The organism is Streptomyces sp. NPDC002884, from assembly GCF_040295245.1.
In the GTDB taxonomy this organism is placed as follows: Bacteria; Actinomycetota; Actinomycetes; order Streptomycetales; family Streptomycetaceae; genus Streptomyces.
Window position 1 is genome coordinate 19,037 of sequence record NZ_JBEOVB010000046.1, and the last position, 26,087, is coordinate 45,123.

Here is a 26,087-nt window from a genome sequence, read left to right on the forward strand (position 1 = left end):
CTTTTAGCCCACTGCTTAACCCATTCACGTAACCCTTACGGATGATGGATGTTGAGACCCAGGTGGTCCATGGAGAGGAACCGGCCCACGTACAGGACGGTGCATATCTGAACCGCGAAGCCGAGCTGGTAACGGGGGGCGCCGCAGCGCGATCAGGTCCCGGTCGACCTCGTCCAGGAAGAAGAACCGCTCCAGCTCCGGGCGGGTCGACTTTCCCACGAACCGTCCGTACGCTCCGGCACGGGCCGAAGGATAGCCGCGCTGACGCCGGATCAGTTAGCCATCACCCGAACACCTGCGCGGAAGATCCCTTCCGTGATACCGGCCCTCAGAACATGATCGTTCTCACGATAACCACGTTTCCACTGATCCCCGAGGCCGGAGAACCGGTCCATCGCCGCCCTCGCCCGCGAACACTGTGTCAGCCGCGGCGCCGTCCGCACCGCAGTCGCCGACCTGATGCCCCAGCACATCACCGCCGACGGGGACACCTCAGCCCCGGAGCTGCCCGTCACCGTCGACATGCCGGGCACGGTCGCCGACTTCCTGCGCGCGGCCGAACTGGAACCCGCCGAGCCAGGCCGCGCTCGATCAAGGGGTGACCGTACGGCGCGGCCAGTGGCTACACCCTGCGCGTGAGCGCCACCCCCGCCGTGCACCACGGCCTCCTCGCCAGCTGCCAGCCGGTCGACGGCGGCCAAGGATTCCCGGCTGTCCCGGCCCAACGCAAGGCCCGCCGCTCGCGTCCCCGGCTCCTCAGCCATGGCCGCACCGTCGTCCTGCTCCTGGACACCGAGGGCGCCGCAGAGGCGCAGCGTCTGCTTCCCCGGCTCCGCCGTGCCGTCGAGCGCAGCACAGCGCTGTGTCGGCGAGCGGTGGAGGCGGTCGTCCTCGAGTTCAGTGTGTCCCCTGTGACCGAGGAGGAACTGGGCCAGGCCCAGGCCTATCTCCTGCTGGACACCATCGTGGTCGATGACGGCATGGACGTCGTCCTGCATCTCACCGATTCCTGCGGGCGGCACGTCATGGACGCGGCTACTGGCCCGCGGTCCGCTTCGACACGGAAGACCAGGTGACCGACGTGACGATCGAGGCGTAAACCCTCACCGTGGCGGCAGCCGGTCCGACCGGTGGTCTTCGTAGGACGTTGCGGTGGGGGGTAAAGCGGGGCTCGACGTCGCCGCAGGAGTACGCGCGCCAGGGGCGGGCCCTCAGGCCGTGTATCGAAAGTGGATCTTGGACTGTGAATGATCACGGTTCATGAGTCGGGGAGATCTCACGGACGATCAGTGGACGGTGCTGGAGCCACGGTTAGCGAAGGGTGCCAAGACAGGGCGGCCGCCCGTCTGGCCTCAGCGGCAGCTGATCAACGGCATACGGTTCCGTGTCCGGACAGGTGTTCCATGGCAAGACGTGCCCGTCGAGTACGGGCCGTGGGGCCGGGTCTACGACCTGTTCCGCCGATGGCAACAGGACGGCACCTGGCACCGGATCTTCACTCGGCTTCAGTCCCTGGCCGATGCGGAAGGCGCGATCGTGTGGAAGCTGAGCGTCGACTCCACGGTCTGTCGGGCCCATCAACATGCGGCCGGGGCCCGCAAGGAGGGCGAGTTGCAGAAAGAGCCGCCAGGCGGTGTGTTCACCGAGCCTCGTGATCACGGGCTGGGACGCTCGCGCGGCGGGTTCACCACCAAGCTGCACCTGGCCGTCGAGCAGGGTCAGAAGCCCATGTCGATCGTGGTGACGGCAGGACAACGTGGAGACTCGCCGCAGTTCGAAGCGGTGCTGGAGAAGGTCCGCGTGCCCCGCACAGGGCCGGGCCGGCCGCGCGTCCGCCCTGATCGCGTGCGGGCCGACAGGGCATACGCATCCCGGAAGAACCGCGCTTACCTGCGCCGCCGCGGGGTCCGCTGCACCATCCCGGACAAGGCCGACCAGGCACGCAACCGCCAAAAGCTCGGCTCCCGCGGCGGTCGGCCTCCGCGTTTCGACCGTGTCGACTACCTCGAGCGCCACGCGGTCGAGTGTGGGATCAACCGCCTCAAGAGACACTGTGCTGTCACCACGCGATACGACAAGCTCGCCGTCCACTACGAGGCGACCGTCCTTGTCGCTGCCATCAGCGAATGGCTGTGACCCTTGGCCGTCACGAGGTGGGATCCACGTTACATACCGCGGGCAGATCGCTGCCGCAGAAGACGCAGACGAAGTCGTCCTCGCGAACGATGTTGTGCTCCTGGCAGTCGAGGCACCGCCGGAACACCACCTCGTGGGTAAAGCCGGAGGGCCGCCGGAGCTCGACCGCGTCCAGAGCGCGGGCCACCTCCGCCCAGGAGGTGATGTCCGGGCGATAGCCGGTGGACTGGTTGCTGACCTCGCTCACGGTCCACCGGTCTGCCTCGCACATGAAGCTGATCTCGCCGGCACTCAGAACCATGTCTCCGCCGGCACAGGCCACGTGCTCACTTCGCCGCGGCGCCAGCCTAAGCACACCGTCCATATCGACCACGTAGGTGAACGGTTCGGCCAGCTCCGCCGCCGATTGCTCCCACGATCCAGCTACCGAAGTCACCCGCCGAACCAATGCAACGCCCGCCGTCACCAGGCCGCACCGCAGCCCTCAGCTCGACCGGTCCGACGTATCGATAACTCCGCCCCCGCCCAGTCACGTCAGCCAACCTAGAGCACTTCCGACACACGCCCTAGTGGGGGCGGCGGCCGGTGACGTGTCCGTCGGAGGCGTCGGCGAGGGGGATGCGGGCTGTGATGCGTTTGCCGACCGGCTCCTGCTCGATGAAGAGGTCCTCGGTGACGGCCTTGACGATCTCCAGGCCGTGCTGGCCGATCCTGCCGGGATCGACGGACCGGGCCGAGGGCACGGTGGGGTCGCTGTCCCACACGACGACGTCGACGGCGCGGACCGTGATGCGCAGCTCCATCAGGACGGGACCTGGGGCGTACTTGAGGGCGTTGGTGACCAGCTCGCTGACCACCAGTTGTGTGAGGTCTCGCGCGCGTGCGGGCACGGGCAGGCGATGTTCGGCGTGGGCCCGGTCGAGAAAGGCGACAGCGTGGCGGCGGGCGTCGGCGATGCAGCCGTTGGCCCCGTCCAGGGCGTAGCCGGCGCGCATCAGGTGCTCATCCGGCTTGGTACAGCCCTCACCGTCGGCATGGGATCCCACTGATCTTTCCCCTCATTCCCCGTACGCAAGTGCGCGAGTACCCATCCTCCCGGCATACATGGCAGAGGCATGTTGTTCGGCGCAGCCGCCCGAGGGCAGCCGGCCGGGGTGGTGGGGCACAGCCATCCGCGCACATCGTGACCCGTGGTCAGCGTAAGCGCAGCCGAAGGAGACGGTGACCGACATCGCGCAAGGAACCGGCCGGAGCGGCTGTCTGCCGAGCGCCGGGTGCTCGCCTGCGTCCGTGTCGTCACCGTGCAGGGCGGGACCGAAGGACGGTCGCCGGGCCGATGCCGTCAGGGCCGAACCTGTCGCGGGCGCGGTCGCAGGCGCGATCGATGGCGCGGTCGCAGGCCGCTTCGGCCACCAGCCGCCGGGCTTCCCGGGGCGTCGTCGAGGCTGGTCCGCCGGGCCATCTGCTCGGTAGCGACCAGGTACTGCCCCATCGCTGCCGGCCCGGCCGGGCGACGGCGCGCAGGTCCTCGTCGTACGTGGAGGGCTCGGGAGGGCGGTGTGTCTTCTCCGACGCCCACGCGTACGGCCCGGGGCGGTACCGCGGCCGGTGGTTCAGGTGTCGGCCGTGTGCCGGGAGGCGGCGCGGCGGTGTTCGGCGTCGATGCGCCGGGCTTCTTCGAGCCGGCCGAAACAATCGCCTGCTGTCACCTGCACCTCTCCATGGAACGCGGAGAGGGGGTCGTGTGGAGGGCCCTGGCGCCGTGCGGCGCCAGGGCCCGAAGGACCTGCTACACCATCCGCCGGCCCTGTTCCTGCGCCGGCCTTCTGTCACCGCACACCCGACCCACCTGCTGCCGAGAATGCTGGGATCGCGGTTGCTCGACCGGAGACCACCTCACTATCGATGTCCTGCGGTACCCGGACTCAGTAAGCCGCCCGGGCGATCCTGATGGCGTTCGACTCCTCCGTTCATTCCCTCAATGCCGGTACTGCTCTGCCGCGTACTGCTTGGTGATGCGACCTGCTCACCGGCCTGTACTGCGAACTTCACTTACGGGTACTGCCACTGCGTGCACTGCGGTACTGCTCATGGCGGCCCCTGATCTGCGGGCCGCCCGGTCCGGCCGTCAGCCCCGTCGCCGTCCTGCAACCGCTCTGGCTTCGGAACTCCACCACCGCACCGTCCTGCGCACTGTGACTGCGGTACTGCCGCCCGGCAGTTCGTGTCTGCCGGGCCCTGCTGTCTCTCTGGCTACGAGAGAAACCATAACTACGTCATCGACCAATGTCTACTCTCGCCGACATAGATTTTCTGGGGTTGAATGGTGAGGTACGGTCGTGCACAGCAAGGGAGGGCAACGCGTCGGGACCGAATCCGCGCGATCGCCTCAGGCATACCCCAGGAGCAGTCGAGGAGACAGTGACCCACAACCAGAAGGAGGGCCGGCCCGGCCGGTTCTCCGTCCAGACCGAGGTGGTCGACGGCGTCCTCGTCGTAACGGTGCACGGCGAGATCGACCACGACGTCAAAGACGTCCTCGGCCAGGCGCTGGCCTCTGAGGACGGCATGGCGCCGCCCCGGATCGTGGCGGACCTCGGCGGCGTGACCTTCATGGACTCCAGCGGGATCAACGTCTTCGCCGCCGCCCACCTGCGGGTGAGCCAGGCCCAGGGGTGGCTGCGCATGGCCGGCGCCCAGGAGTCCGTCGTACGTCTGCTGCAGATGGTCGGCGTCGACGCCTTCATCCCGTGCCATCCCACTGTCGAGCAGGCGCTGAAAGCCTGACCGCCCCGGCTCAGCCGGGCCCGCGGCGTCCTGGTGAACGAGCGCCGCCGCCGCTGCACCTGCAGCTCCTGGCCCACCGGCACCGGCCGGCCCGCCTACGCCCAGGCCGCCTTCCGCGGCCGTGTGCCGTTCGGCGAACAGCTTCGCCTGGTCCTTCTCGGCGAGGGCAACCGCAGCGGTCCCGTCCGGCCCGTGATCCTGGCCGACGGCTTCAGCCTCGGCCGGAGCAGGATCGAAGCCGACTCCGCCGAGAGCGAGCTCGACGAGCTCGAAGACTTCACTCTGTTCGTCCACGACCACCGTGCACACGGCCATCACCGAGGACCTGGGCTGCTGGCTCATGGACCGGCTCCCCGACTGATTTGCGGTCATGCCCCGGCCGGGACTGCCGTCCGCTCATCTCACGCTGACGGCAGCCCTTTCCTTCGTCACTCCATGCCCAGTGCCCCGTGCTGCGGTGCTCCGTGCTCCGACGGCGTGGACGACCGTGTCGTCCGCCTCTCCCCCGGCCTCAGCCCGCTCGGTTTGCTCCCCCACAGCGCCTGCGGCAGGCCGGTCCCCGGCGTCTTCCGCATCGGCCCCGTCCCGGAACTGCGGCGCGCCGGGCAGCCGGTGCCGCCATGCGGGCGTGGCCTGCTTGACCAGCGGGGTCGTCGCCTGCAGAGTCGGGATGCGGCACCGCGGCGGCACCGCCTCACTCTGCCGGCCGAGCCGCCCGTCCACGAGCGGCAGACGGCCCTGACACCCAGGAGCGGCTGATCCGATGGTCCTCGACCTCGTGGTGATCGGTATGGCAGTCACCCTGGGGCCCTTGCACAACAGCGCCTTCATCCTGCTGCTCTCCTCGCGGCACGGCGTCCGCCAGGGTCTGGCGTTCCTGCTGTCCTGGCTGGCCAACCTAATTGCGGTGATCGCCTGTGTGATGCTGCTGACCGGCGGTCGGCCCCCGGCCCGTCACAGCGTGCCCTCGACCGCCGTGATCGTCGCGAAACTCGTCATCGGCCTGGCCCTGGTGCTGTACGGCGCGCACCGGCACCGCCGGCCGCCCCGCCCGCACGGCCCGCCCCGCTGGGCCGCCCGGATCGACAACGCCTCCCCCGCCGCGGCAGCCGGCCTGGCGTGGCTGCTGCAGCCCTGGGCACTGGTCGGCGCCGGTGCTGCGACCGCCGTCGACGCGGACCTCTCCACCCTCTCCGACTGGCTCGCGCTGGCCGGCTACTGCCTGCTGGCCACGCTCAGCCTCATCGTCATGGAGATGTACGTCGTCCGGGCGCCCTCGGTCGCGAACGCCCGACTGAACGCCCTGCGGAGCTGGCTCGGGCAGCACCAGGAACAGCTGGTCGTCACGCTCTCCCTGCTCCTCGGCCTGTGGCTGACGGCCCGCAGCATCGCCGAGCTGGTCGCCTGACAGCGACGGCCCGGCGCCACCTTCGCACGCGCCCCGGTGGTGGGACGTATACCGATGGGGCCCGTCAGTTCCGGCGGCGCTGCCGGAGCTCTTCCCCGAACTCCACGATGTCGGCGATCTGGAGGTCGATGAACTCGCTGGTGGAACCGGGGCTGGTGAAGGGGGCGTCCCGGCGGTCGTCCACCTGAGGAGGGAAGGGGGACAGGCAGGTGGCAGGGTGCGCCGTCGGCGGCAGGGCGTCGGCGTCGTGGAGAACGAGCATGTCGGCGACGAGGCAGGTGACGGCGCCTTCGGCGTCGCGGCCGATCCACACGGGGTAGCTTCCGTCCCCGCGGCCACTGGGGTAGGCGATCAGGTTGGCGCCGCTCAGGGGGTCGGAGACGGTGCACGAGTGCACGTCGGGCTCCCCTCCCAATCCCTCCGTCTGCTGCTGTTCGTACAGCTTGGCGAGCGTGTCGCGGGCTGAGGCGTCCACGAAACACGCCGTGGCGGTATCGACCCCGAACCCGTAGAACTCCCCGGCGCCCAGGAGGCGGGCGTCCTGTCCCGGCCGCAGCGCGAGCTCCCAGCTGACGGCCGGCTCGTCGAGGACGCGCAGCATGGCCGCCGGGGTCTCTCCCTCCCGGTCCTGTCCCTCCCAACGCATGGTGGAGATCAACACGTCGTAGTCACCGGGCGGAACCGTGACAGTGAAGGGCAGATCGTCGTCCATGGTGCAGGGATCCCCGGCGACGACCGAGCCGGTCGGAAGGCGGAGCATGCCCGCCCGGACGGGCTCCGCGATCACCGCGGCACTCTCGTCGCCGCAGGTCAGGCGTGTTCCGGGGCGGAAGAGCGCTTCGAGGGGGCCCGGCCGCATCGGGGCGGGCGCGGACCAGGAGACATCGGCACCGGCAGCCGGGCCGTCGTCCGTACGAGGTGGCTCCGGCACCAGAGCGAGCGGGCCGGTCAGCCCCAGCACCCGCGCGTCGGCGTACGCCGTCCATGCGCCGAACCCGGCCTTGGCCACCGTGTGGTGCTCGGCCGGGACGTTCGCGCCGATGTGCAGCGATCCGCCGGCGTCCAGAACCCGGCGGGCCCGTCCGTCCGGACTGATCGTCAAAGTGAACCGCCAGCCCCGCGCAGGGAACTCGGGTTCGGTGTCGGAGGCGAGGCGCCACTGCTCGTAGCGCCGAAGGTGGAGCCGGCCCGCCTCCAGCTGGCGGTATTCGTACTCCCGGGTCCGCCGCGCCTGGGCGTCGAAGAGGAACAGTCCGAGGTAGCCGTGGCGCCAGTCGATCTGGAACAGGGCCTTCGGTCTGCCCCGGGAGGAGAGCAGGGCCGCGTACGGTTCGGCCGATCCGTCACGGCGGCGGGCCTCGTCTTCCGATATCGCAGGACCGGCCGCCCGCCTGGCCGGGTCCCAGCCCACGCAGTACGTCACGTCCACGATGTCTGCGCTGTCAGCTGCCACGCCCACCCCTGCTGTGCCTCGTGCAGTCTTCCCGATCACTCCAGGCGTCACGGTAGCGACCGGTACCGACAGTGAGCGGCGCGGGAACCCGTCCCACCGGCACAGGCAGTTGGGCAGCGGCTCTTCGTCGTGCACGGCAGTGCCACCGGTCACCGCCCCGATCAGCCGCTCAGCCGCTCAGGGACTCAGTGGCTTCCGGTCGGGCGTGCGGCTCCGTGCCCGATTCTGGAGGTGCGTCTGCCCAGCCGCTTCCCCCGGTACCGGGGTTCGCGGACTTCCTGCCCTGTCGCGGTGCCGGGGGCGATGGACGTCCACGTCCCGGCCGGATCAGTTGCGCGGGCGTGGCGCCGCCGTAGCGCGGGACACCGCAGCGGGCACCCGGTCCCGCGGGGCCGCCGTCCGCTCCGCCTTGCTCTCGTGCCCCGTCCGTGAGCGCGACCAGTGCGGGTCGTGTCCGCAGGCCGAAAGCGCCGTGTCTCAGGGGTATACGGGTGTCAGTACTGGTTCGCAGTCGGCGCCGCAGCCGGAGTCGGCCCACAGTGCCAGGCCGACCACCAGGAAGAGCACGGCGAGGACCGACACATAGAGGAGGCGCCAGGGCAGTTCCAGCGCGTCGGGGCCCCAGAGCAGCCGTCTGCCGATGATCAGCATGAGGACGGCGACGGGCAGGAGCAGTCCAGCCACGACACTCAGCAGCGCCGAAACCATGAACGGCCTCCCTCCAAGAGCGGGTGAACGGCCGGAGGCCGAGCGCGGCAACACCACTGCGCCATCAAAGAGGTCGGCTCCGGCAGCAGCACGGTTCCCGGCGTCGGCGATGTCCTGCGGGATGGCCGGCCGCCACAGGCCGGGCAGATCCGCCCCCGCCACCGCCACCGGCCGCCGGCTCCGGCTTCGGCCACCCCGCGGGAACACGGCCCGGGCCACCGCTTCCGGGGAGGACCAGGAAGTCCGTGTCCCCCGTGCCCGGTCGGCCCGGCAGCGGCGCGCAGATGCACGGCTGCCGGCGCAGGCCGCCGCGGCCGTCCCCAGGGCGGTAGGTGTGGCCGTTGCTGCCGCGGCCTGCGGTCGGCTCGCCACCGAAGGCCGACTCCTGACGGAACCAGCCACCGCACCGGCCGGGCCCCTCCCCACCAGCGCGGCGCCACCGCGATGTGCGCTATTCGGCGGCAGCGCAGGAATCGTCGGCCTGCGGCTGATCGGTCGAGGACGCTGACAGTGCGTTCATGCTCACGGCGAGACTGAAGGATGGGCTGAGCAGCAGTTGGAGGGACGTCTTCAGTCCGGTGAGCGCGACACGTACGGCTTCTATGGCCGGTTGTGGCACCACCAGCCGCTGCGCGAATCCGGGGAGCGTGAACGTCTCTCCTGCGGTGCTGCGTGTCTTGGGGTTGCCACGCATCACGGGACGGACGGGCTTACGCGCCGTCGGATAGAGCGCGGCGTACAGGCCGTGGAAGGAAACGACGTGGTTGACGCCTGGCGCTGTGATCCGGCACACCGTCACATCGCCCACGTCGCGCCGCTCGATGAGATGCGGTGGCAGTACGCCCGAGTGTCTGGTCAGAAGCGCCGTCGGCGCCCATGTACCGGCGTCGGCGCGCACGGCCGCGTCGACGGTGTAGAGGTCGGCCAGGACCTGCCAGAGGTCCGAGGGCTGGACGGTGCGGTGGAAGCGCTCCAGGCGTCGCGGAATCAGGGCAAGGTCTCGCTCGAAGACGCCGTTCCAGCGGTCCACGGCGTACTGGGCGTTGGCCTGGCGGTCGCGGTCGGTGTCGTAGTCGGCGATGACGCGCTCGCGCAGGGCCCGTACCTGGTTGTGCCTCAGCTCCCCGAGCTCGTAGGTCAGGACACGCTGGGGAGATCTGCTTCGAGGACGGCGGCCGCCGCGCCGGCAGTCCGGAAGCCGGACCCGACGACATCGGCTACTTCAACGCGTCGTCCTGGCCGGTCCGGCGGTTCCGGCCGGGAACCGTGCCGCGAACTCCCGCACGACCACGGCAGCGGCAGCGGTCAGGGGGCGTGCGCGGGGCCGGTCTGCGCCAGATCGGGTATCCGGGTGGCCGATCCGGCGGCGCCGTCGCGTCGCCGTCGGAGTACGGAACTCGCCGGCGGCCCCGTCAGAGGATCAAGGCGCGGTGAACAGGGCCGGGAAGCGGGGCGCGAGCCAGGGCTTGCGTCCCCAGGCAAGGATCCGGCCCTGCCCGATGGCCCGCCACGGATTGCGGCGGCCCAGCGCTATGAGGAGGAAGGTCACGGGTTCGATCAGGATGGTGCAGTCCGGACGTTCCAGCGGCGTCGGGGACACGTTCACGGCGCCGTCGCGCAGACTGACGCCGAACGCCGCGCCGCCCCGGAGGCGGATGGCGTAGCGGGCAGTCAGATCGGCGACGGCGTCCGTGTCGGCGACGCGCGGCATGACCGAGAGCATGAACGGCATGCACAGCGCGACCCGGTCGCGGTCGATCATGTGCGGGCGCTTCAACGCACGAGCGAGGTCGTAGCCGTGGCCCAGCATGTGCGTCAGCAGGTACGACGCGAGAACGTGCCGGTCCATGGGACCCAGTGGTGTGAGCGGTGCCGGGCCGGCGGCGCTCCCGTCCCTCGTGACCCGGTCCACGGCGTCGAGGAACACGTCGGCCTGCTCCGTGATCATCGATGCCAGCGGCTGCGCGCCGCGCTGTTCGAACGTGGCGAGGGCCTGTGCGTTGGCGGCGGCCAGACTCTGCGGGGTGCCGTCCCCGTAGGGGCGTTCGTGCCCGGCCGCGAGGTCGGCCATCAGCTCGTTGGCCAGCGCCAGGTGGGCGGCCGCCTCGCCGAGCGTCCACTCCGAACCGGGTACGGGAACGGCCGTGCCGGAGGCGCTGTGCAACAGCGTGGCGATGTCACCGGCAGTCTCACGTATCGCTCGTGCGAGCCCCGCGGGCAGCGGCCCGTGAATGTCCTGCTGCGCCGTAGGCTGCATGCTGCCTTTCCCTCCCGCCTACCGCGTCCGTCGCACATCAGGCGCGCCGAACCCAATCAGATTCGACGGCGCGCGACAAGCCCTGGCGCTCCACGGGGGCTCCGGCTCGGGGTGCGGTCCGGTGCGGTACGCGGACCTGCGCGTGACGCCTTGACGGCTGGGGTGTCTTCGGCGTCCGGGACGGCCTGATCCCGGCCGGCCGGCTCGCGCACACCCACCGGGTTCGGCCCCGTGGCACCTCGAGGCGCGGCCGCACGGCCGGGGGCCTGTGCCTCGGTGGAGCCGTCGCCCCGGCGGAACTGCTCCCCGGCCGTCCCCTGTCGGCCCTGCCGGTACCGGGCTTCGGCATCCTGGGGCACCCGCCGGGAACGGGCCGCTGCCGGTGCCGGCCCGGCGTCGCGCGCGGCCCGCCGTCACGCGCGAGGACACCGGCGGCCCCCGATCCACCGCGGCGCTCCCCGCGTCCCCGCCCGGAGCGCAGGCCGTACGGGGTGGTGGTTTCGAGCCGTTGACGACTTGGGGTGCGGGTGCGAATGGCGTCCGCCGCGCAGGGCCCTTTCCGGGCGGGACGGCCGTACGGGCGCCGTGGGTGCGCCGTCCCCGGACGGCCCGGTCCTGTCCCGCCGCCCGGATCCGGCCAGGTGCCGTCGGCCGCGGGGCCGGGCGGGCCGCTGTCGCTGCCGGGGCGGGGGCCCGGTGGCGGACGGGCCGGAGCGGGGGTGCCGGTGGGGGCAGCGGTGAGATCCGGCCAGGCGGGCCGTCCTGCGGCGTCCTGCGGGCGGCGCGGCGCCGATATCGTTGTCGGGCTCCGTGGTGCGGGAACGGTACAGCGATCGGGGACTCATGCTCGAGGTGCGTCTACTCGGTCCGGTCGAGGTGTGGGAAGGGAGCCGGCGGGCCCCGCTCGGTGGGGTCAGGCCCCTGGCCGTGCTGTCCGCGCTGGTCGTCCATCTCGGCCAGGTGCTCTCCACCGAACGGCTCGTGGACTTCGTCTGGGACGACCAGGCTCCCGCGACCGCCCTGGTCGCCACCCATGTGTCCGCCGTACGCCGGGCGCTGGCCCGCGTCGGCGGGGCCGAGGCGATCCGGACCCGGCCGCCCGGCTACCTCGCCGAACTCGACCCGTCCCAGATCGACGCCCGCCGCTTCGAGCAGCTGCTCGCGGCGGGCCGGACGGCGGCCGCCCGCGGCCGCCGCGAGGAGGCCGCCGACCTGCTGGCCACGGCGCTGGACCTGTGGCGGGGCCAGGAGGCCCTCGAAGGGCTCGGCCAGTCGTTCGCCCGGATCGAGGCGGCGCGGCTGGCGGAACTGCGCCTGGTCGCCCAGGAGGAGCGCTTCGGTCTCCAGCTGGCGCTCGGCCGCGCGGACCGCACGATCGCGCCGCTGCTCGCGCACGTCGCCGCCCACCCGCTCAGGGAACGGCCGCGCGGACTGCTGATGACCGCGCTGTTCCGCACGGGCAGGGTCTCCGACGCCCTGCGCACCTACCAGCAGGGGCGTGCGGCCCTGCGCGACGAACTGGGCATCGACGCCGGCCCGCAACTGCGGGCGCTGCACCGGGCGGTGCTGACCGGCGACACCGCGCTGCTGGGCGTGGACCCGCCGGAGGCGGTGCCGGACGGCCCCGGGGCCGGGGCCGGGGAGGCGCGGGGGGCCACGGGCGCGGCGGCACCCGCCTTCGCCTCCGGGGCCCGGGCGGGGGCGGGGGCGGGGGTGCGGCCGGATCCCGCGCCGTCCCATGTCCCGCCCGACATCGCCGACTTCGTGGGCCGCACGGAGCAGATCGGCTGGGCCACCGCACTGCTGGAAGGGGTCGGCGACGCCGGCCGTACCGCGCCGCCCATCGGTGTGATCTCCGGGCGTTCGGGGACCGGCAAGACGGCGCTGGCCGTGCACGTCGGTCACCGCACCGCCGGCCTCTTCCCCGACGGCCGCCTGTTCGTGGACCTGCGGGCCGCCGACACCGCGCCGCTCCAGCCGGCCGACGCACTGGCCCGGCTGCTGCGCGCGATGGGGGCCGATCCCGAACTGCTGCCCGGCTCGGTCGAGGAGCTGACAGGGCTGTACCGCACGCACATCGGGCACCGGCGCATCCTGCTGATCCTCGACAACGCGGCCGGGGAGGCGCACGTACGGCCGCTGCTGCCGCCCGGTCCCGGCTCGGCGGTGCTCGTGACCAGCCGCCGCCGGCTGGTGGCTCTGGAGGGGGCCGCCCACCTGGACCTGGCCGTGCCGGGCGGGGAGGAGGCGCTGGAGCTTCTGCGGCGCGTGGCGGGCGGGGACCGTACGGGCGCGGAACCGGAGCGGGCGGCCGAGATCGTCTCGCTGTGCGGACGGCTGCCGCTGGCCGTGCGGATCGCCGGGGCACGGCTGGCGGCCCGCCCGCACTGGGCGCCGGGGCAGCTCGCGCGGCGGCTGCGCGACGAACGCCGCCGGCTCAACGAACTGTGCGCCGGGGACCTGGAGTTGCGCGCCAGTCTCGAGCTCGGCTACGCCGACCTCGACCCGCAGGAGCGCCGGGCGCTGCGCCGGCTGGCGCTGCTCGACCTGCCGGACTTCGCGGGCTGGATCGCCGCCCCTTTGCTGGACATCGACGGCGAGGAGGCCGAGGAGGCGGTGGAGCGTCTGGTGGACTGCCACTTCGTCGACGTGATCGGCGTGGACGACACCGGCCGCAACCGCTACCGCATCCACGACCTGGCCCGCGAACACGCCCGTGAGCGCTGTCTGCTGGAGGAGAGCGCCGAGCAGCGCGAGGCGGCCGTGCTGCGGCTGGTGGCCTGCTGGCTGGGGCTCGCCAAGAAGGCCGCCGCCCGCGGGCCGGGCGGCGCGGCGAGGTACTTCCCCGAGCCTGCGGCCGTACGTCCGCTCGGGGCGCAGATCGAGGAGGCGCTGCTGGAGCGTCCGGCGGCCTGGTTCGCCGCCGAACAGGCCTGTCTGCTGGCGGCGGTGGAGTACTGCGCCGACCACGGCATGGAGCGGCCCGCCCGGGATCTCGCCGGGGCGCTGATGGCGAGTTCGGCCGCGCTGTACAACCAGTTCGACGCCTGGTCGCGCTCGCATGCCGCGGCCATGGCGGCGGTGCGCCGCGGCGAGGACGGCGAGGGTGAGGCGTGGCTGCTCACCGGGCTGGGCCAACTGCGCTACGAGCAGGACGAGTTCGAGGAGTCGTACGCCCGGTTCGGTGACGCCCTGCGCCTGTTCGAGGAGTGCGGGGGTCCCGCGCAGGGGGCGGCGACGGCGCTGGCGGGGATGGGCACGGCCCGGCGGGAGCAGGCCCGCTACCGCGAGGCGCTCGGGCTGCTCGGTGCGGCGCTGGAGCGGTTGGGGGCGGACGCCGGCCGCGGGGCCCGGGCCCGCGTGCTGTACGGCATCGGGTACGTGCACCGGGAGCAGGGGCGCGGCCCGCAGGCCCGGGAGGCGCTGAGGCGGGCGCTGGAGCTGTACCGGGCGGAGGCCGACCGGCACGGTGAGGCGCTCACGTTGCGGTCGCTGGCCCTGTGTCACCGGGCGGAGGGGGCGCGGGCGCAGGCCGGGCGGCTGCTGCACGACGCGCTGCGGATCTTCACCGGCCTCGGGGACACGTTCGGCGTGATGTACACCGAGCAGTCGCTGGCCAAGGTGGAGCTGCGGGAGGGCCGGCTGGAGGAGGCGGCCGGCCGGCTGCGCCGGTGCCTGGAGGTGGCCCGCGAGCGGCAGGACCGGTTCGGGGAGGCGCTGGTCCTGCGCACGCTGGGCGAATGGCATCTGGCGGCCGGTGAGCCCGGCCGGGCCCGGGAGCCGCTGGAGCGGGCGCTGGCGGGCTGGGAGGCGCTGCGGCTGCCGCTGTGGCGGGCGCGTACGGCCTGGGACCTGGCCGAGGTGTGGGCGGCGGACGGCGACGGGGCCCGGGCGAGGGCGGCCCGGTCGGAAGCGGCCGCGGTCTTCGCGGAGTTGGGCTGCCGCGAGGCACAGGAGCGGGCCGGCGACGGGGAATAGCAGCGGAGGGCCGGGGGAAGCGGGGAGATGGAGGGCGGAGGCCGGGAGCCGGGAGCCGGGAAGCCGGGAGCCGGGAAGCCGGAAGCGGGGGCGGGAGCCGGGAAGCGGGGCCGGCCGAAGGGGGCCCGGCGGGCTGCGCGTTCTGGTCGGCCGCGTGTTCTGGGTTCCGGCGGGCCACGAGTCCTTGGGCCGCGTACGTCGCGGTCGGCTCCGGAGGCACCGGCGGGCTCCGGAGGCGCCGTCGGGGTGCGGGGGCGCCGTCGGGGTGCGGGGGCGCCGTCGGCTGGGGGTCCTGGCGGGCTGCCGTGGATGTCCTGGTCGGCCGCGGGAGCCTCTGGCGGGCTGCTTGCAGGCAACCTGCAGAGCATTTGCAGAGGGTCCGGCGACGCTGTTCTCGTGACAGACGACATCATCACGCTCTCGGACCCCAGGGTCGCCGCGGTCGCGGAGAACGATTGCGGCGAGCCCCTGACCGATCTGCGCGGGTGCGGCTCTCTGTGGCTCGATCACCGGCAGGCCGACGACGACGGCAGCTTCGCCCATCTGAGGTCGGGCGCGCTGCGGCGGCTCGTGCGGGCGCAGCGCCTGCTGCCGGCCGGGGTGCGGTTCCTGGTGGTGGAGGGGTACCGGCCGCCGGGCCTCCAGCGGCGCTACTTCGAGGAGTACGCGGCGGCGATGCGGCGGCAGCATCCGGACGCGGCGCCCGAGCGGATACGGGAGCTGGCGAGCGCCTACATCTCGCCGCCGGAGGTCGCCCCGCACGTGAGCGGCGGTGCGGTCGATCTGACGCTGTGCAACCAGGACGGGCGCGAGCTGCCGCTGGGTACGGAGGTCAACGCGACCCCGCAGGAGAGCAGGGGTGCCTGCCGTACCGAGGCGGGCAACATCGGCGCCGAGGCGCGGGCGAACCGGGCGCTGATGGCCTGGGCTCTCACGGCGGCCGGTTTCGTCAACTACCCGACCGAGTGGTGTTCCCAGTCAAGTTCTTGTGTTCAAGAGTAGGAGGTCCTTCGAAGGGACTCCCAGGATGTACTGGCGGGGCAGAGAGTTCAATCGGCGGCCAGGGCTTACAACCGGGGTATCAGATCCGACATGACAGGGAGGGGCAGCGAAGGATTGGCGGCTGCCGCCTCCACCACCTGCCAGTCGGCGTCGGTGAGTAGCTCTTCGATGATCGGCGGCGGAAGTGCCGCATGGCTGGCGGCTATAGGCCTCGCCTGTGCGTCTGCCAAGCAGGCGAGCAGCGCCGGTGCCGACGCATTGCGATGCCGGGCGATCTCGCGGAACGCCTTCTGCACGGATGGTTCGTGCCGGGCAAGGTCCTCCAGAAGCTCCGGAGTCGCGTCCGGATTGGCGGCCACCTTAGCGACGACCCGGACTCCGTGCCGGTCGAGCATGGTGCGCAGTTGGCCTTCCGAGAGGCCCGGGTGTGGAGCGACGGACTTCACCACTTTTGCGTCGGAGTCGGCGGCCAGCGCGTCGCGTATAGCGGGTGGCAAATCGCGGCGCTGGGCTATGAGCATCCGCGCGGCTGGGTTCGGTGATTGGGCCAGCTTCTCGATCTCGTCGGGGGATGCCGAGGCGATCCGCGGCAGCAGAATGGCGCCGATCCTGGTAGCGCTGGCCAGGTGGGTCAGCACGTCGAGCGGAACGAGCGGGTTGTGGGCGAGCCTGCGCCGCACTTCGTGGTCGCGGTCGGTGGCCAGTGCGCGAATCAGGACGTCGTCGATCGCCGGATTCTCAGCGAGATCGGCTCGAACACCGGGATTCGAATCTACGGCGAGCCGAGCGCAGACCTCCGATGGCAGATTGGGGCGGCCGGCGAGTGCCCAGCGCAACTGCAGCGAAGGGTGGTCGACGAAGCCGACGACGGCTTCGGCAGGTGTGACCGGATTCCGAATCGCCATCTGCTGTGTCTCGTGCCTGGTGGACTCGTGGGAGCCGTGGCAGGAGGCGCCGGAAGGCAGATCACAGTCGAGTCGCGAGCATTGTGGATCGTGCACGAACGGGGCCTCTTCACGGTCGCAGACCAGGCACCGCTGTGCGGGTGGCAGCCCCTCGCCGGTGAGCAGCGCCGCCAGTACGGCCGGTGGCGTCGCCTCGTTGGCCGCCACCGCGCGACGGACCTTGGCATGCGGATGCGCCGCAAGTCTGGTGGCCGTCTCCGGTGTCATCCACAACGCGAGCTCCGCGACGACCTGTACGTCCGAGTCGGTGGCCAGCATCTCCACCACATCGAGCGGAAGGCCTGAGCAGGCGGCCAGCTTCTCCCGGCGCTCGACGACTGGATCTTCCGCGAGGAGGCGCGCCCACTCCGGGCGTCCGGCACGCTCGGCCAGGAGGGCGAGCGCGGCGTCCGGTTGCGTCGCGGGATCAACGTCTGCGGCGGTCAGAAGGCCTGCGTACGCAAGCGACACAGCGCTTTCCTCCACACGAGAGGCCAGCACCACCGCTTGCGCGTGGCTGAGGTCGGCCCGATGCGCGAGGTCCGCAGCGATCTCGGCGTCCGCGACCGCGATCAGCCGGTCGACCAGCTCGGACGGCAGGCTTACGTTGGCGGCAAGCCCGCACAGAGCATGGTTCACAGAGGCATCCTGCCTGGAACGTCACCGAATGGCTCCTGGATTTCGATGCCCAGGTGCTATCGGTAGAGAGGCGGCACAGACTTGCGGTCGGAGGTGCCCGTCTGGTCATTCTCCCTTCGGATGGAGGGGTACGACATTGGCTGGTGCCTCCGCCGAGCTCTCGCTCAGATGGTGGCCTTGGCGAGTGAGGACGGCGTTGGCGAGTGCGAGCTGAGTGACTTGGTACCGGAGCGCCGTGATTTCGGCCTTCTGCGCGGCAACGGTTTCCTTCAGATCGGACACAGTCTTGCGGAGCCGCTTTTCCGATTCCGGGGGTTGCTTCGTCTCAATGCGGACGCGTTCGTAGAACTCGTGCTTCAGGTCCGCATGGCGCTTTTGGAGGGCCATGCGGTGAACACCGGCCTCGGCCGCGAGAGCGACGACGGTCAGTGCGCCGTCGGAGGCTGTCGGCCGGCCGGCGAGGAGCCGGTCCATGGCGGCACGGATGCGTGTCCGCTCGTCGGTGGATTGCTCGGTCATGACAGGTCCTCGGCAGGTTGGGCGGTGGCGTGGTGAGTGTCGGCGGTGGCGCGGTATTGCTCGGCGGCGACGCGGAGGCGCCTGGCCAGCGGCTGAGGGGAGAGGGCCGCGAGCTTGTTGAGGCGGTCGGTCTCTTCCAGCAGTTCGGTCGCGTGGCTGTCTAGGCGGACGGCGTTCCCACAGCCGGGGCGGCAGTCGAACTGGTTCGGGGCGGTTGCATCGGGCACTGGTTCGCAGAGCGCGTTGTCGCGCTTGAAGACACAGATCAGCGAAGCGTCCGGGTTGTCGAAGAGGACCAGGCCGTCGCGGGCCAGGTAGTCGGCGGCCTGTTTGGCGAACTTCTGGGTGACGGTACGGCCCTCGAATCGTGGCACCTGGACCACGGCAGTGAGGGCTCGTCGGGCGGCGGGACCGGAAATCTTCTCGCCGGCGGCGAGGCGGTCCCGCAGCCGCGCGGCGGTGTCAGCCGCGGCCAGGGCGGTCTCGACATCAAGGACACTGTGGATGCCGCGACGGCTTCGGCTGCCGTACCCGCTTGACGTGCGGGCGTCGAGGACGGTGCGCATGTGGCCGTACTGGATCGCGAGCGCGACGAGCCCACCGGGTCTGCGGGCGATGTGCCACGCAAGGGTCCGGCGGAACCGTCCGAGCCCGATGGCGCCGTGAGGGTCTTGGGGGACGCCCTGGTTCTGCAGCCCATGGGATTCGGTCTCCCGGTTGATCCAGGCGATGAAGTCCTCGATCCGCTGGTTCATGCTGCTGTTCTTCAAGGCGCCGCCGCGCTGGCGGCCGCGGGCAAAGTCGTGATGGGCGGAACCGAAGAGCAGTTCGCCCTCAGGGACCATGCGCTCAAGGACTCGGATCGCGCGGACGACCGGGGCGATGGCGACCCAAGGGACCTCCCGTTCCTCGCCGGCCGAGACGTGCTGGCCATCGTCGTTGGTGACGTTCTTGTAGTGGTGACTGCGGATGAGGTGGCGGCTGCCGTCCTCGGGGTCGGGGCAGCAGCCGGACCGCAGACCTTGTACTTCCTGCGGTCGCATGCCGGTCAGATAGAGGCAGACGATCATCGCGGCGGTGGCCAACTGCCTCATCAAGGTCGAGACCTCGTTGAAGTCGAAGTGTTCGCGCCAGGGCCTGCCGTTGATCTGCCCGGTCACGGCTACCGGGAGTGGGCAGGGCCCTGGCTGCAGCCTGCTGAGCTCATGGCGTTGTCGAAAGCCACTGACCTGGTTGACGCTGCAGCCGACGGTGGCCGCGATGAATGTTGCGGCCAGGACAGTCTTGCCGCGCCACTCGGTGGTCGGCAGGTCCGTGCCCGCAGCGAGTCGGGGCAAAAGGTAGTCATCAAGCGCGGCCAGTCCCGCGGGCGAGCTCGGGTTGGTGATGGCCGACTGCTGCATGCGGCGCCATTCCACCCAGGCGGCCAGGATGTCGTCCGCGAGGTCGTCGACCATGCGGATCGCCCACATCAGTAGCGGGCTCACCACGCTCGGATCCAGCGGCTCGGTTGTGTTCTCGCTGGTGTCCTGCGGGGTGGAGGATGGGAGATAGTTGTCGACGCCTTCCCTTTCCCAAGGCGGTTGCGTGACGCCGATGGGCCGAGTGCAGAGCTGGTCGAATGCCCACAGATCAGTGAGGCGACTCAGAGTCTCCTCAGCGTAGTGCCGGGTCGGATTGGCACGGAAACGGTCCGTGACGTAAGCAATCCAGTGGTCGTCGCTGCAGCCACGCAGATCTTTGACGCCAGCGGTGTCCAGCCAGCGGCCGAGTCGCATCCACTCGTAGCAGGTTTCCCGCATTTCATTGGCGGAGCCTCTGGAACGGGCCCGAATCCCTCGGCTCTGGAGGTAGGTGGGCCGCAGCTGGCCGTTCAACAGAATCCAGGTCACCTGCTTGATCTGCCCCGTCATCGGCGCGGGGCAGTTCCTCCAGTGGATCTTGACCAGGCTGGCGCCGGGACGGTCGATGAACGGCCCGAGCGGCCAGACCGGCTCCTGGTAACGACCGTTGGGGTTGGCGTTTCCGGAGCTGATCCACCGAGGAAGGACGACCGGGCTGTCCGGGGTGGGGATCGACAGCAGATAGGGGTCGCTCTCCGAGGCAAGAGGGAGGTTCATGAGGCAAGTTGTCCCTTCAGCAGGAGATCGACCAGGGTGCGGTCGGTGTCGCTGGCCCGTACCCGAGCGGCAGCCCAGGACGGGCGGCCGACCTTGTCCGCCAGGTCGTCGAGCCGCTGCCAGTGCTCGTACCAGCGCTGGTGCCATCTGTGTTCAGGCATCACCGACCGCAGGCCCTGGATGTGTTCGTGAAGGAGGGCGAGGCGGGGGTGGTGACCTGGGTGAACGTGTGCGTTAGGGCAGGCGAGGCAGAGCAAAAAGTCGGCTCCGCAGCCGCCGTCCGGGGCGGGCCATGGGGTGGTGGTCTCGTCCGCGCAGTCCGCGGTCGCGGTCTGCCCGTGGGCCGGGTCCGGACCTTGAGCGAGATGGCCGCCAAAGAAGATCTTCTGCGCCTGGTCGAGAGCTTCGAGCGCGCCGTCCTCGAAGGTCTGCTGCGAGGCTTGCCGGACTGTTTGGTCGGGCAGCACGTAGACGCTCTCGTGCGTCCCCTGCGTGTGCTGGAGAGGCTTGCCCTCCCGAGTCACCGTTGTGCGTCGGATCTGGCGGAAGGGCGAGCCGTTCAGCTTGTGTTCGATCGCCCAGGACTTTCCGTCGACACCCGAGACACCGAAAACGATCGGGCCCACTGTCGGGGGACGGTCCATGTCCTTACGTCCGCCTTTCTGTCGAACAGCGCGGGCTGTCATCAACAGGTCTGTGCCTGGAGCAAGTTGCGCAGCCAGGAGTCGACCGTGGAGCGTGGCCTGCAGTGCCTGCGTGATCAATCGCCCTGGCGAGTCGGCCCCGGAGTCGGTGATGTTCTCCGTGGAGAACCAGCGGCTGTTCCCGGCCCGGCGCTTCTCGACCTTGGCGTGGTAGGTCACGTTCGTGCTCTCCGCGACCGACGGAGCCCTGGTCGGGGCCGGCATACGGTCATAGACGGAGAGGTTCCAGCCGAAGCGATCGGTCAGCAGTACGGCCAGGGCTGTCAGCTCCGACGGGGTCAGGAACAGTCGGCCCCACGTGTGCTCGATGTCGCGGCCGCCCAGCAATCCGCGGTTGGTTACGGCCTGTCGACCACTCGGCAACTGCGTACGGGGGACGTCCCCGACACGAGCCAAATGGTCCAGTGCTTCCCCGAGCCGCCAGCCACGGCTGCCCTCATCCAGGGCTCCCGCCCGCCACCTCTCCAGCAGTTCACTGTTCTCCCGGATCCTGAGCCAGGCAGCCCGGAACTGACGGCCTGCTACCAGCAGTACGTGCTCACGTTCCGCCTCGTCGTAGGACTTCCTGACGGGCTTCGGTGCGGGAACGCGACGGGCCAGCTCCTCTGCGACCGGCCCTTCGCTCAACCGGGGGTCGCTGCGGAGTATCCGATGGACTACCCGCAGCGTGGTGCGACCGGTGTTCGTGCTGATGTTCTGCAGCCGCCAGCGCTTGAGCGTCGCTGCGTCCAGGCCGGTCAGATCCTCGGGAGGAGTGTCGAGTCCGGAGATGAACTCGGCGAAGACCTTCAGCCTGTTCCAGGCGGCTGTGGCGCTGTAATGGCTGGTCCACCTCACCTGCTGGGCAGCGAACACCGTTGCCAGGGAGCGCTGCATCGGCTCCGGGACTGGCAGGTCGGAGAAGGCGAAGTCCCTCCCGTGACCAGCCTTGTTGACGATGGTGACCACCAGTCCGTTTACGGCAAGCGGTGGCTCTGTCGTGAAGTCGGTCGGCGGCAGGACCGCCCGACGCCCGCGGCGGCTCACCGGCCGGCCTCCGGCAGCCGGTCGACAAGGACGTCGATGTCCTGGATCCCGGCCGACTCCTTCGCGAGCCGCGCGAACACGCCGTCGATGTCCTCGACCTCGCGGTCGGGATCGTCTGCCTCGGCCGTCGCCAGGATCGACTCCAGCTGCAGGTGCGCGACGGGAGCCAGGTAATGGCGCTTGGTCGTCTCGACGTCCGCGTGCCCGAGGAGGGTCTTGACCAGCCACCAGGGATCGCCGAACAGCATCGCGAAATCCCGGCGATCCGCCGCGGTCAATCCGAAGCGGGCCTCCATCAGCTGGTTCAGCACGATGAGCATGTAGAGCGCGAAGGAGTGACGCGTGGAGTGCGGGGTCGCGTACGGAGTCAGGCCCCGGACTTCTGCGGCTCGGAGGTTCCGGCTCATCTCCCGCTCGGCGGGGGACAACAGCACTTCTTCGCAGCGCAGGTTCGCCGTGGTGAACACCGTGTTCCAACGGTCGGGAAGCATTGGCAAGCCCTGCTCGGTCAGCCACAGCCACGCAGGTTCCGGCCCCTCCGGGCCCTCGACGAACAACCACTGCCGTTCCCGCCAGCCCAGATGGGTCAAGTACTGATGGCCCTCGACACCATTTCGGTCCACCCAGAAGACTCTCGGTGCCCGGCCGCGGGTCACCTTCGTGACCAGGCGCATCTGCTCAACCCGCTCGTAGCGGCCCATCTGCTGAGCGCGCTTCACCGCCCAAGCCCGCTCCGACTGCACATAGGTTTCGACCTGCCGCAGGGCATCCAGCGAGGTGTAGAAGGTACGGCCGTTCTTCGATCGGGTCACCGCCCCGGCGAGTTGGCCGTGCTGGTAGCGCCCGTGCTGCAACCGCTGAGCGGGCAGCTCGAACGTCAAAAGCGACCCGCCTTCCTGTCGCCGAAGCCCCGAGCTCAAGATGAACTGCACAAACGAGGTGTTACGGGCCTCGGTCCGCGCATCCCATCCCCAACTCGGCACCCCGTCGCGGCCGTGACCGCGCAGGCCGACGTCCGACCACAAGCTCCACGTACGCGGTGTCAGCCACGACACCCGGGCACTGACCGAGTCAGCCGCACGGTCCTCCCGCCGGGACGCGTCCACCGGCCGAGGGCTCACCCTCGCCCACTTGAACAGGCGGGTGAAGGCGGCGGCCTCACGGTTCCATTTCGCCCCGCTGATTCGCTCGGGATTCTGCGGAGCGTCACAGCGCCAGGTCCTGTAGTTCAGCAGGTCCTGCTCGGACGCGCGGCGCCAGTCGATCCCGCGCGACGACAGGAACGTCAGGAGGATCCGAATGTCCGTGGCGTAGTTTCGCTTCGTCTCCCGTGCAAGGAAGCGGAAGTGCTTCGAGAGAACGAACTCCAACAGGTCGGAGTCGATGGTGAAATCTGGAGCGATGAAGACAGGATCACCCGGCATCAAGCCGAGCCGCTCGACCGCCGTCGGAAGGTCCTCGACCCCCAACACTCCCGCTTCAGGAAGCGTCCCCCACCGGCCCGGGTCGGGCACCCACACCACATGCCACTCACTCACACTCACGCCTCCCCTGACGCTTGAACACATCCAAGTATCAGGGAAGTGGTGGCACTGGTCGTACGGCGACCGGTACTGGGCCCTGCTGCGCAAGGCGCCGGCCGCCCGCTACGGCCCCGCCGCCCCGCCCCGCTCGACGGCCTGACCACCGCGGGCACAACACAGCGCAGCGCGGCACAGCACGGAACGGAACGGCAGCGCGGCACGGCAGGACAGGGCACGGCAGGACAGGGCACGGCAGGGCAGGGCAGGGCGCGGAACGCAGTTGAACGTGTCGCACCTCCACGGGGGTGGGGTGCGACACGGGACCGTGTGTTCCGGCCGTCATCGGCCGTCATCGGCCGTCATTGGCCGTCACCGGGGTGCCGGTGACCTCACGTCGACGAAGGAAGAGTCCCTTGAAGATCACCGGTACGCGCCGCCGGACGGGCGGCGCGCTCCTGGGCGCCTGTGTCCTGGGCCTGTCCGCGTTCTGCTGCGTCCCCGCCCAGGCCGCGCCGGACGCCTCCTGCGCGGTTCTCGCGCCGGGGGCCTCGGCCACCGCGCAGGCCGCCGTGTCCGCGGCCTGCTCCCAGACCGGCGTCTGGTACAGCTGGGGCGGCGGCCACGGCGCCACGCCGGGCGCCACCTACGGCTACTACGACGGCTCCGACCCGGACAGCCTGCACGACGGCGAGCGCCTGGGCTTCGACTGCTCCGGCCTGGTGCGTTACGCGTACTACCGGGCGACCGGCAAGGACCTGCTCAACGGTACGGCCGACGACCAGTTCCACAGCTCGCAGGCCTCCGCCCGCTTCTCCGCCGCGCAGGGCACCGGTCCGCTGCTGCCGGGCGATCTGATGTTCTGGGGCAGCGGGCACATCCACCACGTCACCATGTACCTGGGCGGCGGGCAGATGGTCGAGGCGTTCGAGTCGGGTACCCGTATCCGGGTCACCCCGGTGCGTACCGGCGGCGACTACGCGGGAGCGATCCGGGTCAACGGCTCCGGCACCCCGACTCCCCCGCCCGCGAACGGCGGTGCGACGTTCGAGACGTGGGGCACCGGGGTGCGCACCCGTTCGGCGCCGAGTGTGGGCGCCTCGGTCGTGGACACCTTCGCCGGTCCGACCCAGGTGTCGGTCCAGTGCCAGCAGCACGCGGAGTCCGTGTCCGCCGAGGGCTACACCAACGACGTCTGGTCCAGGCTGGCCGACGGTTCCTGGCTGACCAACATCTACATCAAGGGTCCGGCCTGGCTGCCCGGGGTCGCGGACTGCGGCGGCAGCAGCGCCCCGCCGCCGGCCGACGGCAGCACGGCGCACCAGACGTGGGGCACCGGGGTGCGCACGCACAGCGAGCCGAACGTCAACGCCGCGGTGGTCGGCTACTTCGCGCAGCCGACCACGGTCAACGTGGTGTGCCAGGCCCACGCCCAGGAGGTGACGGCGGAGGGCTACACCAACGACGCCTGGTCCAGGCTGACGGACGGCGCCTGGCTGACCAACATCTACCTCCAGGGCCCGGCCTGGCTGCCCGGGGTCCCCGCCTGCTGAACCGGCTCCGCCCCCGGCGCGGACGCGGCCGCCGTGGCCGTACCGCACCGGGCTGCCGCACCGAGGAAAGCGGAACGGAGGCGGACGGTCGCAGCAGGCCCGATCTGCCGTGTCCACTAAGGGCGTTGGCGCTTTGTATCGCCGGCCCGGCAGTAGAGTGAAAAGGTGACCGCTCTGCCGGAGGACCGGCCGCCACGGATCGGTGAGGACGACCGCGACACAGCCGTGCGGCGTCTGCGCGAGGCCTACGCCGAAGGTCACCTCTCGCACGAAGAGCTGGACCTGCGCCTGCACCAGGTGCTCACCGTCCAGACGCACAGCGAGCTCGTGTCGGCTCTGGCTTCGCTCCCGAAGGAGCCTGCGGGCACCACGTCGACGATCGGCGCCGCCGCCGGACGGATTCAGCGGCGCGGGGTATGGCGGGTGCCTCGGTTCCTCAAGGTCGAGTCCGCGTTCGGAAGGGTGCGTCTGGACCTGTCCCGGGCGGTCATCGAGCATCCGGTCGTCGACATCGAGCTGCAGCTCGGCACCGGCAGGGCGAAGATCACGGTGCCGCGCGACGCGATCGTCGAGTACGAGGATCTGCACACCGGGTGGAAGGACACGCGGTACAGGGCCCCGCGCAGCTCCCGTCCCGGCGGGCCGAGGATCCGGATCTCCGGGGTCATGGGGTTCGGACGGCTGAAGATCCGTCACGCGCGGCGTTGAGGTTCCTGGGGCTGGGTTGCGGCCGGGCCGGCCGGGAGCTCGAGCCGGTCTTCGGAGGGTCTCGTCGAGGTCGAGGTCGCCGTAGCCGTCCCCGTCCATGACCGGCGCAACGTCAGCGGCGGTCGCAGGTCGAGGGGGAAACGTGTGCGGCCCCGGCCGGCGAGGACGCCGGCCGGGGCCGCGGGGGAAAGAAAGAGCGTGGTCGTGAAGGGCGGTCGCCTACGCGGCGAAAGGCTCTGCGGGGCTTCAGCCGGACGATCTTCCCCGCAGGCTATAGGTGAGGCCCGGGGACACTGTCCCCTCCACGACCACGTTCTGCACAACACGGCCGACCGCGCGGGCATTCCCGCCCCGGCCGCCGGTTCGGCGCGTGGGCGTTGTCAGCCCTGGCGGGCCTTGAAGCGCGGGTTCTTCTTGTTGACGACGAAGACCACGCCCCGGCGGCGCACCACCTGAGCCCCCGGCCTGGACTTCAGCGCACGCAGGGACTTACGCACCTTCATGGATCTGCTTCCTTCCTTCCGTCCGGACGACAGCCCGGGTCAGGACCGGGCCGGAGCCGGATCCGTGGCCGGGGTTGTGGCTGTGCGGCCGTAGCGGCGCTCGAACCGTTCCACCCGCCCAG

19 protein-coding genes and 3 pseudogenes are annotated in these 26,087 nt (G+C 70.8%); 9 read left to right on the forward strand and 13 right to left on the reverse strand.

Features of this window, described 5'->3' with window-relative positions; translation table 11 throughout:
- Positions 1-59 precede the first annotated feature (59 nt).
- Positions 60-273 (reverse strand): annotated as a pseudogene (locus ABT070_RS42065) (DUF4158 domain-containing protein); the annotation flags it as partial.
- A gap of 362 nt (positions 274-635) precedes the next feature.
- Here ABT070_RS42065 and ABT070_RS42070 point away from each other — a divergent pair.
- Both ABT070_RS42070 and ABT070_RS42075 read left to right on the forward strand, forming a co-directional pair.
- Positions 636-1,076, forward strand: coding sequence for a hypothetical protein (locus ABT070_RS42070; RefSeq protein WP_351768244.1), 441 nt, complete (start codon positions 636-638; stop codon positions 1,074-1,076).
- A gap of 184 nt (positions 1,077-1,260) precedes the next feature.
- The gene (locus ABT070_RS42075; RefSeq protein WP_351768245.1) at positions 1,261-2,136 is read left to right on the forward strand and encodes an IS5 family transposase; all 876 of its coding nucleotides are present in this window, start codon (positions 1,261-1,263) and stop codon (positions 2,134-2,136) included.
- Between the two features lie 10 nt (positions 2,137-2,146).
- On the opposite strand, the pseudogene ABT070_RS42080 reads toward ABT070_RS42075, so the two are convergent.
- Together ABT070_RS42080 and ABT070_RS42085 are read right to left on the reverse strand one after the other, a co-directional pair.
- Positions 2,147-2,669: pseudogene (locus ABT070_RS42080) on the reverse strand (hypothetical protein).
- 33 nt (positions 2,670-2,702) lie between these two features.
- Positions 2,703-3,182: an ATP-binding protein gene (locus tag ABT070_RS42085; RefSeq protein ID WP_451102874.1), complete on the reverse strand. Its 480-nt coding sequence runs from the start codon at positions 3,180-3,182 to the stop codon at positions 2,703-2,705.
- Between the two features lie 1,375 nt (positions 3,183-4,557).
- On the opposite strand from ABT070_RS42085, the gene ABT070_RS42090 reads away from it, so the two are divergent.
- Together ABT070_RS42090 and ABT070_RS42095 are read left to right on the forward strand one after the other, a co-directional pair.
- Positions 4,558-4,923: an STAS domain-containing protein gene (locus ABT070_RS42090; RefSeq protein ID WP_351768247.1), complete on the forward strand. Its 366-nt coding sequence runs from the start codon at positions 4,558-4,560 to the stop codon at positions 4,921-4,923.
- A gap of 763 nt (positions 4,924-5,686) precedes the next feature.
- Entirely contained in the window at positions 5,687-6,331 is a 645-nt protein-coding gene (locus tag ABT070_RS42095; RefSeq protein WP_351768248.1) for a GAP family protein, read from the forward strand.
- A 64-nt stretch (positions 6,332-6,395) separates the two neighbouring features.
- On the opposite strand, the gene ABT070_RS42100 is transcribed toward ABT070_RS42095, so the two are convergent.
- From ABT070_RS42100 to ABT070_RS42115, 4 genes are all read right to left on the reverse strand, one after another.
- Positions 6,396-7,784, reverse strand: a complete 1,389-nt coding sequence (locus tag ABT070_RS42100) for a DUF4241 domain-containing protein (RefSeq protein WP_351768249.1) — start codon at positions 7,782-7,784, stop codon at positions 6,396-6,398.
- 477 nt (positions 7,785-8,261) lie between these two features.
- Positions 8,262-8,492 (reverse strand): hypothetical protein, encoded by a 231-nt coding sequence (locus tag ABT070_RS42105; RefSeq protein WP_351768251.1) that lies wholly within the window; start codon positions 8,490-8,492, stop codon positions 8,262-8,264.
- Between the two features lie 451 nt (positions 8,493-8,943).
- Positions 8,944-9,522, reverse strand: a complete 579-nt coding sequence (locus ABT070_RS42110) for a hypothetical protein (RefSeq protein WP_351768253.1) — start codon at positions 9,520-9,522, stop codon at positions 8,944-8,946.
- Positions 9,523-9,912: 390 nt separating this feature from the next.
- Positions 9,913-10,749, reverse strand: coding sequence for a maleylpyruvate isomerase family mycothiol-dependent enzyme (locus ABT070_RS42115; RefSeq protein ID WP_351768254.1), 837 nt, complete (start codon positions 10,747-10,749; stop codon positions 9,913-9,915).
- 843 nt (positions 10,750-11,592) lie between these two features.
- Between ABT070_RS42115 and ABT070_RS42120 the strand changes: the two genes are divergently transcribed.
- Positions 11,593-14,727: an AfsR/SARP family transcriptional regulator gene (locus ABT070_RS42120; protein WP_351768256.1), complete on the forward strand. Its 3,135-nt coding sequence runs from the start codon at positions 11,593-11,595 to the stop codon at positions 14,725-14,727.
- A gap of 396 nt (positions 14,728-15,123) precedes the next feature.
- Positions 15,124-15,729, forward strand: coding sequence for a M15 family metallopeptidase (locus ABT070_RS42125; protein WP_351768257.1), 606 nt, complete (start codon positions 15,124-15,126; stop codon positions 15,727-15,729).
- Positions 15,730-15,794: 65 nt separating this feature from the next.
- Here ABT070_RS42125 and ABT070_RS42130 read toward each other — a convergent pair whose 3' ends face one another.
- From ABT070_RS42130 to ABT070_RS42150, 5 genes are all read right to left on the reverse strand, one after another.
- Positions 15,795-17,312: a hypothetical protein gene (locus ABT070_RS42130; protein WP_351768258.1), complete on the reverse strand. Its 1,518-nt coding sequence runs from the start codon at positions 17,310-17,312 to the stop codon at positions 15,795-15,797.
- A gap of 105 nt (positions 17,313-17,417) precedes the next feature.
- Positions 17,418-17,831 carry a hypothetical protein gene (locus ABT070_RS42135; RefSeq protein WP_351768259.1) on the reverse strand — a complete coding sequence of 138 codons (414 nt, stop codon included), beginning with the start codon at positions 17,829-17,831 and terminating at the stop codon, positions 17,418-17,420.
- Positions 17,828-19,951 carry a site-specific integrase gene (locus ABT070_RS42140; protein ID WP_351768260.1) on the reverse strand — a complete coding sequence of 708 codons (2,124 nt, stop codon included), beginning with the start codon at positions 19,949-19,951 and terminating at the stop codon, positions 17,828-17,830. The genes ABT070_RS42135 and ABT070_RS42140 overlap by 4 nt, the downstream gene beginning before the upstream one ends.
- On the reverse strand, positions 19,948-21,603 hold the full coding sequence (locus ABT070_RS42145; protein WP_351768261.1) for a hypothetical protein: 1,656 nt from the start codon (positions 21,601-21,603) through the stop codon (positions 19,948-19,950). The genes ABT070_RS42140 and ABT070_RS42145 overlap by 4 nt, the downstream gene beginning before the upstream one ends.
- Before the next feature lie 74 nt (positions 21,604-21,677).
- Positions 21,678-23,219 (reverse strand): site-specific integrase, encoded by a 1,542-nt coding sequence (locus tag ABT070_RS42150; protein ID WP_351768262.1) that lies wholly within the window; start codon positions 23,217-23,219, stop codon positions 21,678-21,680.
- A gap of 43 nt (positions 23,220-23,262) precedes the next feature.
- Here ABT070_RS42150 and ABT070_RS42155 point away from each other — a divergent pair.
- The 3 genes and pseudogenes from ABT070_RS42155 to ABT070_RS42165 form a co-directional block, all read left to right on the forward strand.
- Positions 23,263-23,364, forward strand: a pseudogene (locus ABT070_RS42155) (M15 family metallopeptidase); the annotation flags it as partial.
- 253 nt (positions 23,365-23,617) lie between these two features.
- Entirely contained in the window at positions 23,618-24,754 is a 1,137-nt protein-coding gene (locus ABT070_RS42160) for an NlpC/P60 family protein (RefSeq protein WP_351768263.1), read from the forward strand.
- Positions 24,755-24,919: 165 nt separating this feature from the next.
- Positions 24,920-25,462: a DUF1707 SHOCT-like domain-containing protein gene (locus ABT070_RS42165; RefSeq protein ID WP_351768264.1), complete on the forward strand. Its 543-nt coding sequence runs from the start codon at positions 24,920-24,922 to the stop codon at positions 25,460-25,462.
- A 380-nt stretch (positions 25,463-25,842) separates the two neighbouring features.
- Here ABT070_RS42165 and ykgO read toward each other — a convergent pair whose 3' ends face one another.
- Complete coding sequence (gene ykgO, locus ABT070_RS42170) at positions 25,843-25,965, reverse strand: type B 50S ribosomal protein L36 (protein WP_310437034.1); 123 nt, start codon at positions 25,963-25,965, stop codon at positions 25,843-25,845.
- Positions 25,966-26,087: the final 122 nt, after the last annotated feature.

Bases quoted from the DNA above. Each gene is read 5' to 3' on its own strand.
- ABT070_RS42075 (WP_351768245.1), top strand. From the start codon at position 1,261: ATGAGTCGGGGAGATCTCACGGACGATCAGTGGACGGTGCTGGAGCCA.
- ABT070_RS42095 (WP_351768248.1), top strand. From the start codon at position 5,687: ATGGTCCTCGACCTCGTGGTGATCGGTATGGCAGTCACCCTGGGGCCC.
- ABT070_RS42105 (WP_351768251.1), bottom strand. From the start codon at position 8,492: ATGGTTTCGGCGCTGCTGAGTGTCGTGGCTGGACTGCTCCTGCCCGTC.
- ABT070_RS42115 (WP_351768254.1), bottom strand. From the start codon at position 10,749: ATGCAGCCTACGGCGCAGCAGGACATTCACGGGCCGCTGCCCGCGGGG.
- ABT070_RS42120 (WP_351768256.1), top strand. From the start codon at position 11,593: ATGCTCGAGGTGCGTCTACTCGGTCCGGTCGAGGTGTGGGAAGGGAGC.
- ABT070_RS42135 (WP_351768259.1), bottom strand. From the start codon at position 17,831: ATGACCGAGCAATCCACCGACGAGCGGACACGCATCCGTGCCGCCATG.
- ABT070_RS42140 (WP_351768260.1), bottom strand. From the start codon at position 19,951: ATGAACCTCCCTCTTGCCTCGGAGAGCGACCCCTATCTGCTGTCGATC.
- ykgO (WP_310437034.1), bottom strand. From the start codon at position 25,965: ATGAAGGTGCGTAAGTCCCTGCGTGCGCTGAAGTCCAGGCCGGGGGCT.